This is a genomic window from Brucella sp. HL-2, from assembly GCF_025846885.2.
In the GTDB taxonomy this organism is placed as follows: Bacteria; Pseudomonadota; Alphaproteobacteria; order Rhizobiales; family Rhizobiaceae; genus Brucella; species Brucella quorumnocens.
On record NZ_JAOYTK010000020.1, the window covers coordinates 26,250 to 42,278 of the forward strand.

Genomic DNA, 16,029 nt, shown 5'->3' on the forward strand with positions numbered 1-16,029 from the left:
AAACAAAGCCTCGGAAACCCCAAGAGCAGTAAAAACTTGTTACCCCGATTAGCAGGTCTTTATTTCGCGATGCCTTTTATGAGCTTTAAGCCTTTCAAAGCGGGTTCCGTTTTTCCAAACCCGCTCTATCTGTTCGTTCGGGTGGGAAATGCGATATAATTGAAAGGTTGAAACGATGAAAAATGCAGGTATCTGCGCTTTTATTCTTGCATCGGTCACCGCAGGCAGCGCCATGGCGCAAGGCCAGGCCACACAGCAGATGACACCGGAAGCGCTCTATAAAGCAGCACAGAACCAGCTGGGTATCGTCGAATATTGCAAGGACAAAGGCTTCGCTACACAGGAAGACATCGACAGCCAGCAGTCCATTATGAAGATTATGCAGGCTCCTGCCGACAAGTCCGGTCTTGAAGAGGCGCAGGCCGCTGGCAAAAAGGGCGTTGTTCAGTCGATGGGTCAGGAGACCGACGTCGAGGATTACGCCAAGACCTCTGGCAAGAGCGTTGAGCCTTTCTGCCAACAGATCACATCGGCCATCAAGCAAGCCGCAGCTCAGTTGCCGAAATAAAACTTCGCTCTCGTTCGCAGCGGTGGAGTGCTCTCCACCGTTGCGGCGAAACAGGAGTTGTAGGCGAAATGCAACAGCGCTCACGTAAGATGAGTATAATGCTCATATATTATTGCGTTTGAATAAGCGCATGCCTATGGTGCCGCCACAAAAATGTGGTGCGAGCCGTGAACCAATCTGACAAATCCAAGCTGACATCAGCTTTTCCTCTACAGGAAATCGCTGACATCGATGCTGCCATTACAGATTATTATGACGAACTGTGTCGTGCAGTCCGTCGACGCGGACACGTATCTTCAAACGCCAACGAAATCGTCCACGATCTTTATGTGAAATTGAAGGACCGCAGAACAGATCTTCAAGGCAAGTCGTCGCTGCGCGCCTTTCTCACACGCGCCGCGATCAATCTTGGTCTCGACCGCTTTCGTCGCGAGCACTTCGAGGCAAAGCTCTTTTGTGGCACTGAAGACGAAGCCTTAAATATCGCAAGCAAGGATGCAAACCCTGATCTGGCACTGGATATGCCGCGCCGTCTCGCCTGTCTGCGCGATGCGATTATGGAGTTGCCGTTGCGCCAACGCCGCGTGTTCATCGCCAACCGAATTGGCAATCTGTCGCCGGACGAAATAGCCATACGCTTCGGAATCACCCGCAATATGGTGGACAGACATCTCCGGAAAGCGCTTATGCACTGCCTCATTCGGCTCGACGAACTGGATCAGGCATGATGCGCGCGGCGGCAAAGAAGCAAGACAAGACCCAGCCCCTCATTCAGGAGCAGGCTGTTGATTGGCTGATGCAGCTTCAGGCTTCACCTAAAGACATGGCAATTGTCGAAGCGTGTGCACTCTGGCGTGCCAGCGATGCGCGGCATGAGCTGGCGTTTGCCAAAGCCTCGCGCGTTTTCAGCGATTCCCGCTTTCTACTCCTGCAGGATACAGATTTCGCTCGAACCGCTGCAAGAAAGCCGCGTTATCCGGTGCGCGCGGCTTTAAGTTTCATGCTTTTATTTGGCGTACTCGCAGGCGGATTTATTGCTTTCGATGGCCCGATGCGTCTGCGCGCAGACGCCATGTCCGCCAGCAGCGAAATGCCGGTCATCAAACTTGAGGACGGCTCGACCGTCCAGCTCAACGCAGGCTCGGCAATCGCTTTCGTCATGACAGAGGGTGAACGTCAGGTTCAGCTGCTTCGCGGCGAAGCCTATTTCATCGTTGCGCCAGATCCACAGAGGCCATTCACCGTCCGAGCTGCCAATGGTGAGGTAACCGCACTCGGCACCGAGTTCGACGTGAAGCTGAAAGATGATGGTGCCGATGTCGTGGTCACTGAACATGCCGTTCAGGTGCAGACCAGCGCCACCTCATCAACACGAAGCCCACTAGACACGCTTCGCCTTGAACAGGGTCATAGCGTTGTCTACGATAATGAGAACGGCATCGGACAGGTCGCCGTGATCGACCCGGAACTCGCCGCATCGTGGCGCAGTGGCCGCTTGATCTTTGAAGATCAACCGCTTGGTCATGTGGTCGAGGACATTGCTAGACATCTCCCGGGTCGGGTGATGATTGCAAGCAGTGATCTCGCAGAACGTCGGATTACCGGCACCTTCGATTTGTCTGCCCCATCGACAGCACTTGATGATTTTATCAAGGCTTTCGATTTGAAAGCGGTACGGGTGGGTTCATTGCTGACAGTGCTGCATAATTAATTTTCAGCCAAATGTCCCAAACACCTCAATTCATTCGTCCAGTTGGTGAAAGGCAATTTGCGCAACCCGTGCGAAAGCCTCAACACCTAAACGCCCGATACCAACGCCTTGAACGTTGAGACTGGAAACGACATGAAAAGCCCATCCTCGCGCATTCTCAGTGCCTGCGCACGCCCTCTGTTTGCATCATTGCTTTTGAGCGGCACGGTTTTAAGCCCCATCCTGACCACACCCGCATTTGCACAGGCTGCAGTGCAATCTGTCGCTGTCAACATTCCCGCAGGTGCGCTTTCAACTGCTCTTAACCGTCTTGCTGTGCAAACGGGTCTGCAAATCGCATTTGATGCATCCGTCACCAGTGGGCTCAACACCTCGGGCGTAAGCGGCACCATGGCGCCAGCCGATGCTCTTTCCGCTTTGCTGCGTAACACCGATATCCAGTACCGCTTCACCGGCAACCGCACAGTGCGGCTGGAGCGTGGAACTGGAAACAACGCGGCTTCACCTGCAATCGAAGGTGCTGTGCAGCTCGATACAATCAGCTTTTCGCAAATTACCGGCGTGAACTTTGTTGATCTCGACCCCCGTGTGTCTCAGATTACATCAGAACAATTGCAGCAGGCTCAGGCTTCGACAATTCCGGAACTCGTCAAAAAGACGCCGGGTGTCACAATGCTGGGTGGCGTTCGCACCGAAGGGCAGTCGATTTCGATCCGTGGTTTCTCACGCCAGACTGACGTGCGCATTTTGCTGGACGGTGCGCCGAAGAATTTTGAGAAATACGATCAGGGCACAATCTTTGTTGAACCTGAATTGCTCAAGCGCGTCGAAATCGAAAAGGGCGCGACTTCCGTTCGCTACGGCAATGGCGGATTTGGCGGCACGATCAAGCTCGAAAGCAAAGACGCGGCCGATATGCTGCGCGAAGGCGAAAGCTGGGGCGCTTGGGGCAAGACAGCTTATCAGACGGCCAACAAGCAGTTTCTGGAAACCGGCGCTGTCTATGGTCGCTCCAATCTCGGCACCGGCATGACTTTCGACGGCCTCGCAAGCCTGACCTGGCGCAAGGGCGATAACATGCGCGTCGGCGGCGGCGAGGTCTATAATTACTCGAGTTCGGAACTGACATCCTTTTCCGGCAAGCTTTCCGGCGAGTATGGCGGTCACAAGGTAAAGGCTTCGGTTCTTTACGGTGAAAGTGCTAATTGGGGACCGTTGGCAGCAATTCGCGGCCAGCTTCAGCCAAGCAGCAACAGCCTCGTTCCCGGCACACCAGCCTACAAGGAAGCCATGCGCAGACTTCTCGCATGGCGCGAATTGAAAGACTTCACGTCCGTTATCGAGCACACCTATGATGGCGACAGCGACCTCGTAAACACCCGCATCATGGCAAGCTATTCGTCAACTGATATGCATGCTGAGCGCGCAGCCGGTGTGAATGGGACGGCCTCTCTTGGCGGCACCGAGAATGATGCGAAATATTCAGATTTCCATATTGAAGCCGAAAATACCTCCAACTTTGAACTAGGCGGCATCGACCACAGCCTGAACTACGGTGTGCAATATAATCATCACGTTCGCGATGTGACGATGTTCGACATCACCAAAAAGAACAACAAGAACTATAATTACGGCTATTACGCGCCGTGGATCATGCCGGGTGGCAAACAGGACGTTACATCTTTCTTCATTCGCGATCGCATGGCTCTTACCGACAAGCTGACTGTCACGCCTGGCGTTCGTTATGATTATGTTCGCTCCGAGGGCGTGCCAAATGCGGCGGCGATCTATAACGATCCGAAAGCCGGGCACGACTATTCGGCGACGTCACATCACGGTTTCACCCCTGCGCTCAGTGCGTCGTATCAGATAACGCCGACCACGCGGCTGTTTGCCGATTGGGCTTATGCCATGCGTGCGCCAAACATCGATGAAATCTATTCGGTGCAGAGCGGGCGCACCCAAACATCGGGAACCAGCCCCGATCTTAAAGTCGAGCGTAACAACACGATTAACATCGGTGCCGACACTTCATTCAGTGGCATCTTCACTGGCAGCGACGTGTTGATGGTGCGTGGCTCGTTCTTTAACAACCACGTCAGCAATCCTGTAGCGCGGCGTGTGGGCAGTGCAAACAAGGTCGGACTGAAAGACGGCGAAGTACCGTTTTACTGGAACATGCCTTCCTATTATTCGCGTGGTGTGGAACTCGAAGCTCATTATGAGAACGATTTCATGTTCGCAGATGCCAGCCTCACTTACATGATCGGCAGGCGTCAGGGCACGCTCAACAATATCTACGGGCCAGACAGCTACATCAATGACATCATGCCGACGACAGTCGTAACGACGCTGGGCTATAAACTTCCCGATCAGGATATCAATTTTGGCTGGACGGGAACCTTTGTCGACAAGCAGGACAGAACCTCATACGTCAAAGGTGACCTGAGCTATAATCGGCCAAATACCCCCGGCTATGCGGTGCATGATCTGTTCTTCAACTGGACACCAACACAGGGCTTCATGAAGGATTCTGAGCTGCGGCTCGCGCTCGAAAACGTGTTCGACAAGGAATACGAGCCTTATCTTAGTGACGGCATATCAGCCATGCCCGGCCGGAACCTGAAAGTTTCTTTCAGCCGCAAGTTCTAAAAATCAAGTTCTGAAAATGAAGATGCGCTGGAAACTCTTCCAGCGCATCTTGCTTATCGCCTGCTGAATTTGACTGGTGCCGTGATTGTCTTATTGACATCAGGTGGCGGAGCGGGAACCGGAGAGGCACGCTTTACAAGCGAAAGCACCTCTTCATCAAGCTCTGGCCAGCCCGAGGATCGCGCAAGCGAAGCGGACAGCACTTTGCCCGTGTCGTCGATGCGGAAGCGGACATAGACAACGCCTTCTTCCCGGCGAGACTTCGCGCCAGAAGGATATTTCTTGCGACGTTCCAGATGCGCCATCAGACGCGACTGCCAACGCGCCGGCGTCATTGATGAGGCAAACAGACCGGATGCCGATTGCCGTGCTGCATTGCGGTTCGTTTGCACAGCTTGCGCCTGTGCTTTGACTGCTTGTTTGGAAGATGCCTGTTCCTGCTGACGCTGCCTGACCGGCGGCTTCTTTGGTTCTTTCTTCTTGACGATTTCCTTTTTGGGCTCTGGCGGCTTTGGCTTTATCACTGGCAGCGGAACCTCGACCTTGTCGAGTTGGGTCAGTTCTTCCTGAGTTTCCTCTTCAACAGGCTCTGGCTCGTCCTGAACCACTTCCTGCTCGACCTCCGGCTCATCGACCGGTTCTTCAACCTTCTCAGCCGCAGCACTCGCATCCGACATCACCTCGTCGGGTGTTATCTCGTTTTCTTCAGTCTCAGTTGCTTCCGGTGTTTCAGCCAGTTCAATCATGATAGCGGCTGGTGGTGCATTGTCGGCCGCTATCATTTCCGGCTCACGCAAAAGCCACATCGCGCCCCCCACATGCAAGGAAAGCACGAGAAGGCTTGCGCCCGCCCAAAGTGCGAGTTCACTCACACCCCCGTGCAGAGTGCTGCTATCGAGATCGCCATTCATGATATGCTGGCCCAAGCAGGCACCTCTGCGTGATCGCTTCTGCGACGCAACTCAGACAGCATCTGCCCGTGATGGATCAGACTACGCAGATCGCAATCAAGACACGCCAACCGCCCGTCGCTGCTTTCAATCGCAAGATCGGCAATGGTGAAATCATCGAACGCCGCCACAAAGGAGCGCATCGCCGCCTGCAACAACATGCCGAATGCTGAATCTGATCCCGATTGCTTTGTCGACTGCTCGTTGAAGCCCGGCTGCATCAGCCGCAAAACCGTTCCTACATTGATTGTCTTTGCGGGCCGCGCAAGGCGAATGCCGCCCCCGCGCCCGCGTGAGCCAACCAGAAAACCATGATGGATAAGTTCGGATACGATCTGCGCAGCATGATCTTTCGTCGTACCCGTTGCTTCTGCCGCGGTGCGTGTCGTCACAGCACTGCCTGCTGATGCCCGAGCGCAAAGAACGAGAAACTCAATCGATAGCTCAGCCTGTCGGGTAAATCGCATCGCAACAATCTTTATTCTGAAACGTGTTTAAGCTGACGGCTTTGAGGCCCCACAAAGAGCAACAGGCCTGTGCAAAGTATTCCGTTGATCGCAAATTCCAGACACAGCGCTTGGGGGACAAACATGAGCATCGTCAGACAAATCACAGCAAAGATGGCAAGCAGATAGATCCGATATAATCGCGGCCATGCATTGAGCCTGCGCCACGCGCCGATAACGCGGCGCGTGATCCTGTTTGTCTCCAGCCAGCACAATGCTTTGGGCGAAAGCTGTACGAAGCAAAGCAACGCACCAAACACAAACAAGGCAGAGGGCATCAGCCGTACCTGACAACCGACCAAGGCTGCAGCGATCAGCAACAGCCCCAACGCGAGATAACCAGCCCGCTGCCGTTCATCGGGATAGGCGCGTGATCGAGAATTCGGGGCAGCCCTGCCTTCCACAGAGTTTATGTCAGAGGCGGTCATGAAAGATTGTCCGCACCAGTGCATGAACGAGGCGAAAGGCTGCTTCCGCACCTGCAACAACGCGCTCCTCTTCCGCATCCGACAACTCGATCTCATCGAGAGCTGCGGTGAAAGTGCGCCAGTGGAGACCACGGCCTTCCGGCGCACCAGCCAGATGACGTGCGCCGAGTTCTTCCGACAAGCCGAGCTTCAACGCTTCCTTGAGCAGGAAAGCCGCGCCAAGATTGGAGCCTTCAGCCACATAGAGCCAGCCAAGTGCAGTCGGCAAATCGACATCGTTGCCAACTGGGAAAGCAGGCGCTGCGTCTGCTGCAGGCAGGTCGAAACCGAGATCAATCAGGTCCTGTCCCACCAGCACAAAGCGACGACGGCCTTGCAAATCGGGCAGCAATGCATCGAGTGCTGCCGCATCGTAAAGCGCGTCAATATCGCGGTGGAACTGATACTGAACTTCGACAAACAGAGCATAGCGCTCACGGCTGGCAAAGGGGTCGCTTGCCATAATGCTTTGATCAAGGCGTTCATGCGTTCCAGTCGTGCATGCCTTCAGGCGCTTAGAGCGAGGAAGAGCAACCGATTGCTCAAGAACAGTGGCGTCAGTCATTTAGTGTATCCCTGTTGGCAGGCGAGGTCTGATCAGTATGAACAAGACGCTAGCCTTTCTCATTACTAAGACGATTGAGGGAGCTGTTTTTTGCAGTGCAAAGGCAGAAAAATCTGTCTTTGCACAAAATGACGCATCCCGAACGCATTAGAAGTGGAAATTAAGCCCCAACTTGACCGTATGGGTATCGAGTGAATTAGACGCCTTACGACCGTTTACGATATTCGAACTGCCCGTATGATCCGTATATTTGTAGACTGGTGTTTCGGTTGGATCGCAGAAAGTATCTCCCAGAAATTCACACAGGAATGGATCGGGCGGTGTAATTTCTATACCTGTCTGCTCTCTGGTCGTGTAGTTGCCACCCGTTCCCGCACGTGCATTTTCGAAATTGAAACTGCGGTTTCCAAAGCGGCTATAGGTATAGTCGGCATTCACCGACCAGCGGTCGTTGATTGCATATTCCACACCACCGCCAACAGTGATACCCGCACGTGTTCCCGATTGTTTGTCGATTGAAAAAAGACTCGATTGCGGCTTGCCCATGATATCTTCCGCATAACGATACTGGTCGCGGGTCATTTTTTCATGGGCGAAGGCGATACCTGCAGTACCATAGACGAGCCAGCGATTATCCAACGCATAACCGAGGCGACCGCGAATAGATCCGGTCCAGTCGATATCGTAGTGCGTATTGGCCTGAATGCCGGCGATGTCCTTCTGTGCTGCAATCCAGTCTTCCTGCATAAAGGCTGCCTGCGCACCCTTCATTCGGGTCTTGCTCACATCGGCTTCAATACCCACCACCACACGATTGCTGAACTGATAGTTATAGCCAGCCTGCACACCGAAGAGCGCAGAGTTACCAAAGCCACGGTCGGCAGATTCACTGTTTGAAATCGGATCAGCTGTGCCGTCTAACGCGGTCGTGGTGCCCCATGTACGACCCGACGTCATACCCGCATGAACACCACCATAGAAACCGCTCCAATCGATACCGGGCGCACCGGTTTGCGAGCGCGAGAATGGCGAAAGCTGCGGCAGACGCTGATCACCACCGAAATTGCTTGTGAGCCCGGCATAGAAAGTGCGACCTGGTCCCGGCTGGTTAACCAGACCGAGCGGATCGACATAATATTGGTCCGTCAGATTTTCGATCCGCGCTGTCGCAGTCAAACTGTCAGTAATTTTGTATTCGGCAAAAATATCGACCAGCGTATAAGGCTTCCAACGGGTCAGCGAGATAAACTCACCTGCACCAACCGCTGTAACATCGCCATGGCCGATAGCGCGCGGGCCAACATAGGAAACACGCCCGCCGAGCGTCAGTCTGTCTTCCAACATCTTCTGCGAAAGTGTCAGATCAACACTGTATTTTGGCGGCACCTGATTGGTTGCATAGTCGCCATAAAGCGATTTGGCTCCGCAAGTATCAGAAGTACGGCAGAACTCTACATCAAGATAATAGTTGGCTGAGAAATCGGCAGTGAACCCGCCAGCCTCATAGCGGCTCGAGAATTCAAGACCTGAGAAGCGTGCGCGATCAATGTTGTAGACCTGCATACCGCTGTAGACAAATTTCCCGCTGTCATCGTAGAAATCGCGGAATGCCCGTGCAACGTAATCTTTAACGTCCCAGTTGAAATAACCAAACTTGACCATGCCGCGATCATCGTCATTGAGCAGACCGTCCTTGGTGAAATTGGCCCCCACTTCCCAGTTGCTGGAACGCTCCGGTTGCAGTCCGGCATTGGGAATGACGGTGAATGCAGAAACAGATTCAAACAGGCTCGGATAACGCAGCGCGTTGGAATAATTGACATAGAGCTGGCTACCGTCGAATGGCTCAACCGTTACGCCGAATGATGGACTGAAGCCGCCCGAATCCCGATTTGGTTCGGGGTTTAGCTGTGCCGAGTCATTGGCTTGCGTGCGTCGGTCATGCGACCAGTAATGGGAATAACGCAGGCCAGCATTCAGTGTCAGCCAGTCAACCGGCTTATAGGCTGCCTTGGTGAAGATGCCCATTTCATCACGATAGGCGTCACGTAGATTAAGCCAGCCTTCAAGTTCGTTCGTGTAGGCGCTCGGACGGGTATCCTCCCTGAGATAGGAGATGCCATAGTTCAGATCGAGATCGCCATAATCGCCAAACGAAAACTTGGATTTATTGGCAACATCACCACCCCACATGATCGTATTCGACCCCGTACGGAAGTTGGGCGAAAGGCCAAGTGACTCCGATGTCGGTATCATGTTGCCGCGCCTCGGATTGCGCAGTTCCAGTTTTGTTACCCAGAGGTTGGCTTTCAGATCAATCAGCTCGTTGTCATCCGGGTTCCAGTAATAACGCATAGTGCCGGTATCGAGCTTGGAACCGGATGTCAGCTCCTGTTGCATCGGCTGACTGCGATCCCCTGTGAAGCGGGATGCCAGCAGATCGCCTGCCTCGCCCCGGAAGCCGGTATAGCCGAGCTTAAGCGTGTGACCGCCATCAAAGCGGAGCGTCGCTTTTGTCAGGAAGGATTTTGTCTCAAGCTGTGTATTGAGAATCTCTTCGCCAGCACGGTAATTCGTAAGCCCACCGTTTTCGATATATTCTGGCCAGTTCTGGCACCAGGAGCCAGAGGTATTGCACGTCCTGGCAGGTCCGATATTCACCGGATCAGCCGATGGACCATGCTTACCGGCGTGATAATTACCGCGCTTGCGATAGGCATAACCCGCGAAAATATCATAATTTTCTTCCTTAATCGCAGCAACAACGCTTGCTGAACCGTTGGTCGGCGTCAGGAAAGACGGTCGGTCCATGCCGTCCGGCGATCCAACAACTTCCGGGACATCGCTTGGCGAATAGGGCCATGAATATCCACCTTTCGCACCCGCATGAGGCGAGGAGGAGTTCGATCCATACTCACCTTTCACACGCATACCCCAATTATCGCCTTCCTTGACAATATCGTCGGCATCAAGGGTTCGAATGGCGACATTGCCTGCAATACCGCGTGAGGATGCGTCCGACCCCTTGTTGATATCGATGCCGGCAATCAGATCAGGATCAATGTAGGTGCGGTTAGAAAGGCCCTGATAACCCTGATAAACAGTCACGCTGTTTTCAGCACCATCGATGGTGGTCGCAACTCGGCCCATGCCTTGCATGCCGCGAATGTTGACGTCCACTGAACCTGCGCCATTGCGCGCCTCGCCGGACATTACACCCGGTGTGCCACGGAAGATATCGGCAGGGCTTGAGCCGCGAAAACGCTCGATGGTCTCCGAGGAAATATAAGATGTCGGAGCAGCAGTATAATATGGAGCATCTGCTGCCACCGCCCCACTTCCGCCCGTGACGGTGATTGTATCAAGCAACGTTGTTCCATCAGCTGCTAGCGGGGCTTGAACGGCTACCGATGGAGCGGAAAGTGCAACCGTATTGCTTCCGGTGAAACGATAGGAAACACCAGATCCCGAAAGAATGCGCGACAAAGCATCTTGTGGCGACATCATTCCCGATACAGCTGGAGCCTGCTTGGAAGCGGCAATTTGCGGCTGATAAGTGACCTGCATTCCGGCCTGACGACCAAAGCTTGCCAGTGCCAAGGCCAGCGAACCTGCGGGAATATTGAATGAAACCTGTCGTTGGGCCTGTGACTGAGCATTTGTTGCCACCGAAAGTGACAAGGCATAAATGCATGTCGACCCTAAAAGCGCGGCCGTCAGAACTCGCATTCCCAGCCGCCGCACAACATTATTACCGACACGAAGCCCCATCGCTCAACCACTCCATCAATTTGTGAAAAGGCGGTTGCATGGCAGCAGCTAACTTCCGACCCTGTTGCTTAAAACGAATGGAGCGGGGCGATTTTCTCCCCCGCTCCAAAAAAATCAGCAAAAAATGTAATTCTCAAATTGAAGAGATGACAGTCAGCCAAGGTGATATCTGGCGGACCTTTCCGCCATAAGGCTCGACAACAGCTTCAAGTGCAGAAACAGGATTATTGAGATCAAACACACCACTGATCCTCTGCGCCCCAAAGCCTGGTTGAGCGAGCAGCACACGACCCGACTGCCAACGTGCAATGCGGGCCACAACAGAGGAAATGGTATCGCGTTCAGCAACGATGATGCCCTGACGCCAGGCAGCGATTTGCGATATATCGCGATTACCACGCTCAAAATCATGGTTTCGCTCATTGAACGTAAGCCAGTCGCCCTCACCAAGCGGGGTCAGCGTGTCGCGCGCACCAGTTGGTCTGACCGCAACCAGCCCATGATCGACGGAAACTGTGAGATAGCCGGCATCACTACTGACATCAAAGGCAGTCCCCAAAGCCGTGGCAATCAGATTTCCAGTTTCGACACTGAAGGGGCGCGCGGGATCGGGCTTTACTTCGAAAAAAGCCATCCCTGCCAACAGCTCGACATGACGGGCATTTGCATCGAATTTCAAGCGAATGGCACTATCAGGGCCCAGAGTTGCCTGGCTGCCATCTGAGAGTGAAACATCCTGCAATTGAGCAGACGCAGTCATATAATCGGCTTGTGCCTGCAAAATGAGCTGTGGTCCGAAAAGCGCTCCGCCTGCGACAACGGTAAGTCCTGCCGCCCCGCCAGTCAAAATCGAGCGACGCGACATCTTCGAGCCACGGCTCGCACGGCGCTGATCCTGCATGACCTTGCCAGTCATGCCATAAATATCCATAGCCTCACGCCACGCTGTTTCATGCTCGGGACTGCGCGCACGCCAACGCTGGACCAGTTCAAGCGCGACCGGATTGTCCGGGTCATCCTGAATGCGGATGACAATATCCAGAGCTTCCTCGAACAGCTTTTCGCTTTCCGATAGTTTGTCATCCATTCAGCGGCGATCCTCATGATTCAGCCGCTTCACACAGCTGAACAGCTTCTCATAAAACAACTCTTATTGATTATAACGAATGAAGAGCGAGAATTTTCTCCCTCATGTGTCGGAAGAAACATCCAGCAAACGCGCTCTCAAATGCACGTAACCGCGTTTGATCAGCGTCCATGTCCGCGACACAGAAAGCCCCAATTCGCTCGCCACCTCGGCAATCGTCTTTTCCTCGAGACGATGGAGCTCAAATGCCCGACGTGTCTGTTCAGGCAGCTCAAGCAGCGCTTTTTCTATAATCATAAGGCGCTGCCTGTCATAGACGATTGTCTCCGGCGTCGGTGTCGCATCGGCAACGCGGCGCCATTCCTCGTCCGGCATATTGACATATTCGACAATACGCTCACGCCTATAAAGGTCGATGGAGAGATTGCGCGCGATCTGGTGCAGATATGCACGAGGATTGTTATCCTTGCCCGATGGCCCAGATGAAGATGCAGACATAACCCTGACGAAGGTATCCTGCGTCAGGTCAGCAGCCGTTTCAGCATTATGTCCTCGACGCCGGAAAAAGCGGTTCAACTCCCGCGCATGGTTTTGGAAAAGGCGTTGCAGATTCCACATCAATCGAAACTCATTCGAAACGCACAAATATCACCGCAGCGGACCGGCATCTGTGTCAGTCGGGATTCAAACGCCGAATTCAATCCACTGACACGCCTGTTGCAGCAGTGTTATCTCTTACTGTTATATATGATTAAAATAGTCAACTTAAAATTGCTATATCCCGCCGTCAAACGTTCGGGGCGACCTGGGGCAGACCCCAAGCAGGCACTGGCCGCCCAAAGAGCCAACCCTGCCCCACCGCCTCTGGATGTAGGGCCAGAACGTAATCTGCCTGCTCCTGTGTTTCCACGCCTTCAACGATGAGCTTAAGTTCAAGTCGTCCAGCTATATTACAGATGTTCTCAACAATCTCGGAACTGACAGCCTCGGTTCCGATGGCCTGCGTGAACATGCGATCGACTTTAATACCGCTGATCGGCAGCTTTGCCAGATAGGCAAGATTGGAATATCCGGTCCCGAAATCATCGATGAAGAACTCATAACCCCTTGCCCGAAATGATTTCATGCTCTCAATGAGGCGTTCATGATGGGCAGTCGAGCGCTCGGTGATTTCCAACACGATTTGTCGTGATGAAAGATTGTGTCGCTTGACCTCTTTATCCAAAAACTCAAGCGTTTCCGGATCGATCACATCATCGACCGAGAAATTCAGGCTGAGATAAAAATTCGTGTCATTCTGCAAGCGCACCTGCATTTCATCGAGCGCCTTGCGTACAATGATGCGCGTAAGGTCTTTGATAACACCGTATTCTTCTGCAATCATAACGAATACATCAGGCGCAATCGGAGTTCCGTGATCGTCCGACAAACGCGCCAGCACCTCGACACCATTCACATGCCCGTCATGCAATCGCACCAACGGCTGATAAACGACACTTACTCGCCCCTCTGCAATGGACCGCTTAACCTGTTGCGGAAGCGAAGAATGGCCGCGCCGCCATTGGACAGCTGCCACGCCTAACCCGCTGCCCGCGAGGCCACCAAATGCAACAAGTGCCAACAAAACACCCGGTGCCTGCTGCAATATGCTGACGCCTGTAAGCGCTGCGATCACACAAATATCGAGGTCATTGGAGCATCGTGACGCAAGCCGGTGAGAGCGCAAATCGTACCAGGCGAGCTTTTCCGGCCGCTGTGTCGTTAACTGGCTCGCATCCCCAAATGTCCGGTAGATATACTGACCGTCCTGGCTGATGACATGCGCGCTCAGATTGGGCTGCGCACGTTCGTATAAGGCAAAAGCAACCGGCGATGTGAAAACCACTGCTGACCCATGCATAACCATATCGACCGCAGTCAGATGGCTACCGATACCTGCGGCCTGCCCCCACAAACGATGGCCACCGTCCACTTCCCTGTCTGCCGTGGGCAGTTCAGCAGGTGGAGACAATCGTCCCCATAGTGCGGTGCAGACAATATGATTGTTCAGCACCCGACCTATATCGCGCAGGTAATGTGCTTTGAATGTGAGAAGGCGCAACTCTTTCAGGTTGTCATCGGAGCACAAGGTTTGGCTCGTATCATTCACAATGCTCAGAGTATCACGGCCAGATTTCGCAACATTCACAGAATGGGACAGAAGATTATCCCGATAGTCGTTAAGCCGGATATATGAAAGCCGGACAAGTTCCATCTGTCCTAAGAGAATGGTTATTGCGACGCCGATACACGCGACGAATGCAACAAACCACCGATCCCCGTTGGTACGCAGCTTTATCATCAGGATGAATGTCCCCAAGCAGCAAATCAACGCCCCCGTTGTTTTAGCAAAGCTACACAAGTCATAGCGCGAAGCCAATGCTTAAGGTGCCGAATTTATCAAGAAAATCAAACCAATCGGCAAGCCTGCCGCACGAATGATATCGTCTTAGTTTCAGGATTTCAGTTTAAATCCACGCCTGAGGTTGACGTTGAATATCCGGGCCGTAGATTGACTCACCATGACAAATATTGCGATTGATCAAAATTACCTGCTCGAAAAACTGGGCGCTCTGCTGGCAATTCCAAGTCCCACGGGCTTTACAGATGAAGCGGTGCACTATGTTGCACGCGAACTGGAAAGGCTCGGCCTTGAGGTGATGCTGACGCGGCGTGGTGCTATTCGTGCCCGCCGCAACGGCAATTCCCGCAAACCAGCGCGCGGCATCGTTTCCCATCTCGATACACTAGGCGCGCAGGTCAAATATCTCAAATCAAACGGGCGGCTCGAGCTTGTTTCCATCGGAAACTGGTCAGCACGTTTTGCAGAAGGTGCCCGTGTTTCGATCTTCTCATCCAAAGGCACTTATCGCGGTTCGATCCTGCCGCTGAAAGCCTCCGGCCACACCTTCAACGACGAAGTGGACACGCTGCCAGTTGGCTGGACCTATATCGAGTTGCGTGTCGACGCGCTCGCCCGCAACAAGGAAGATCTGATCGAGCTGGGGATTGATGTCGGCGATATTGTTGCCGTCGATCCAATGCCGGAATTCATTGATAACGGTTTCATTGTTTCCCGGCATCTCGATGACAAGGCAGGGGTTGCCATCATGCTGGCTTCTCTTGAAGCCATGCAACGCCTCAAGGTCGAAACACCGGTCGATACATACTGGCTTTTCACCATCGGAGAGGAAGTCGGTGTCGGTGCGTCAGCGGTTGTGGTGCCAGACATAGCCTCACTCGTTGCTATCGACAATGGCACCACCGCGCCTGGACAGAACTCATCGGAATTTGGCGTAACCCTGGCCATGGCCGACCAGACCGGCCCCTTCGATTATCACCTGACGAAAAAGCTTTACGAGCTCTGCGGTGAGCATGAAATACCCGTACAAAAGGACGTTTTCCGCTATTACCGCTCCGATGCAGCCTCAGCAGTGGAAGCCGGCCACGATGTTCGCACAGCTCTGCTGACATTTGGCGTCGATGCCTCACATGGCTATGAGCGTATTCACTTGAGCGCATTGACATCAATTGCAAAACTCACCGTTCACTATGCAATGAGCGACGTTGAGATCAAGCGCGACGCCGAGGAAACAGCCAAGGGAATCAAGGGTTTCACACATCAGAAGTCGACAACCGCCGAGCAGGATTTGAAGCCGGAAGATATGCCGACGGAATAGGCTCCAAACGTATGGAAAATGAAGGCGGGGTTC

At 53.5% G+C, this 16,029-nt stretch carries 13 protein-coding genes; 5 read left to right on the plus strand and 8 right to left on the minus strand.

All coding sequences use genetic code 11. The features are described from left to right. Nucleotides 1–175 precede the first annotated feature (175 nt). From OIV19_RS17795 to OIV19_RS17810, 4 genes are all read left to right on the plus strand, one after another. A complete protein-coding gene (locus OIV19_RS17795; RefSeq protein WP_151093129.1) occupies nt 176–568 on the plus strand; it encodes a hypothetical protein in 393 nt (130 codons plus the stop codon). Nucleotides 569–735: 167 nt separating this feature from the next. Further along, on the plus strand, nt 736–1,296 hold the full coding sequence (locus OIV19_RS17800; RefSeq protein ID WP_319637609.1) for a sigma-70 family RNA polymerase sigma factor: 561 nt from the start codon (nt 736–738) through the stop codon (nt 1,294–1,296). After that, complete coding sequence (locus tag OIV19_RS17805; protein ID WP_264232524.1) at nt 1,293–2,279, plus strand: FecR family protein; 987 nt, start codon at nt 1,293–1,295, stop codon at nt 2,277–2,279. Before OIV19_RS17800 ends, OIV19_RS17805 begins: the two co-directional genes overlap by 4 nt. A 132-nt stretch (nt 2,280–2,411) precedes the next feature. Continuing rightward, nucleotides 2,412–4,931: a TonB-dependent receptor gene (locus tag OIV19_RS17810; protein WP_264232527.1), complete on the plus strand. Its 2,520-nt coding sequence runs from the start codon at nt 2,412–2,414 to the stop codon at nt 4,929–4,931. Between the two features lie 53 nt (nt 4,932–4,984). Here the strand turns inward: OIV19_RS17810 and tolA are convergent, their stop codons facing one another. The 8 genes from tolA to OIV19_RS17850 all read right to left on the minus strand — a co-directional run bounded on the left by tolA (nt 4,985) and on the right by OIV19_RS17850 (nt 14,618). Beyond that, nucleotides 4,985–5,857, minus strand: a complete 873-nt coding sequence (tolA, locus tag OIV19_RS17815) for a cell envelope integrity protein TolA (protein WP_319637610.1) — start codon at nt 5,855–5,857, stop codon at nt 4,985–4,987. Beyond that, on the minus strand, nt 5,839–6,348 hold the full coding sequence (locus OIV19_RS17820; protein ID WP_264232529.1) for an Rrf2 family transcriptional regulator: 510 nt from the start codon (nt 6,346–6,348) through the stop codon (nt 5,839–5,841). Before OIV19_RS17820 ends, tolA begins: the two co-directional genes overlap by 19 nt. An 11-nt stretch (nt 6,349–6,359) precedes the next feature. Continuing rightward, nucleotides 6,360–6,815, minus strand: a complete 456-nt coding sequence (locus OIV19_RS17825; protein WP_264232532.1) for a DUF454 family protein — start codon at nt 6,813–6,815, stop codon at nt 6,360–6,362. Beyond that, entirely contained in the window at nt 6,802–7,419 is a 618-nt protein-coding gene (locus OIV19_RS17830) for a biliverdin-producing heme oxygenase (RefSeq protein WP_264232534.1), read from the minus strand. Before OIV19_RS17830 ends, OIV19_RS17825 begins: the two co-directional genes overlap by 14 nt. 147 nt (nt 7,420–7,566) lie before the next feature. After that, nucleotides 7,567–11,190 (minus strand): TonB-dependent receptor domain-containing protein, encoded by a 3,624-nt coding sequence (locus OIV19_RS17835; protein WP_264232536.1) that lies wholly within the window; start codon nt 11,188–11,190, stop codon nt 7,567–7,569. Between the two features lie 133 nt (nt 11,191–11,323). After that, nucleotides 11,324–12,277: a FecR family protein gene (locus tag OIV19_RS17840; RefSeq protein WP_264232538.1), complete on the minus strand. Its 954-nt coding sequence runs from the start codon at nt 12,275–12,277 to the stop codon at nt 11,324–11,326. A gap of 102 nt (nt 12,278–12,379) precedes the next feature. Then, nucleotides 12,380–12,895 (minus strand): RNA polymerase sigma factor, encoded by a 516-nt coding sequence (locus OIV19_RS17845; RefSeq protein WP_191792917.1) that lies wholly within the window; start codon nt 12,893–12,895, stop codon nt 12,380–12,382. A 169-nt stretch (nt 12,896–13,064) separates the two neighbouring features. Next, a complete protein-coding gene (locus OIV19_RS17850; protein WP_264232540.1) occupies nt 13,065–14,618 on the minus strand; it encodes an EAL domain-containing protein in 1,554 nt (517 codons plus the stop codon). Between the two features lie 220 nt (nt 14,619–14,838). Here OIV19_RS17850 and OIV19_RS17855 point away from each other — a divergent pair, with 220 nt between their 5' ends. Then, on the plus strand, nt 14,839–15,996 hold the full coding sequence (locus OIV19_RS17855) for an osmoprotectant NAGGN system M42 family peptidase (RefSeq protein ID WP_264232542.1): 1,158 nt from the start codon (nt 14,839–14,841) through the stop codon (nt 15,994–15,996). Nucleotides 15,997–16,029 lie beyond the last annotated feature (33 nt).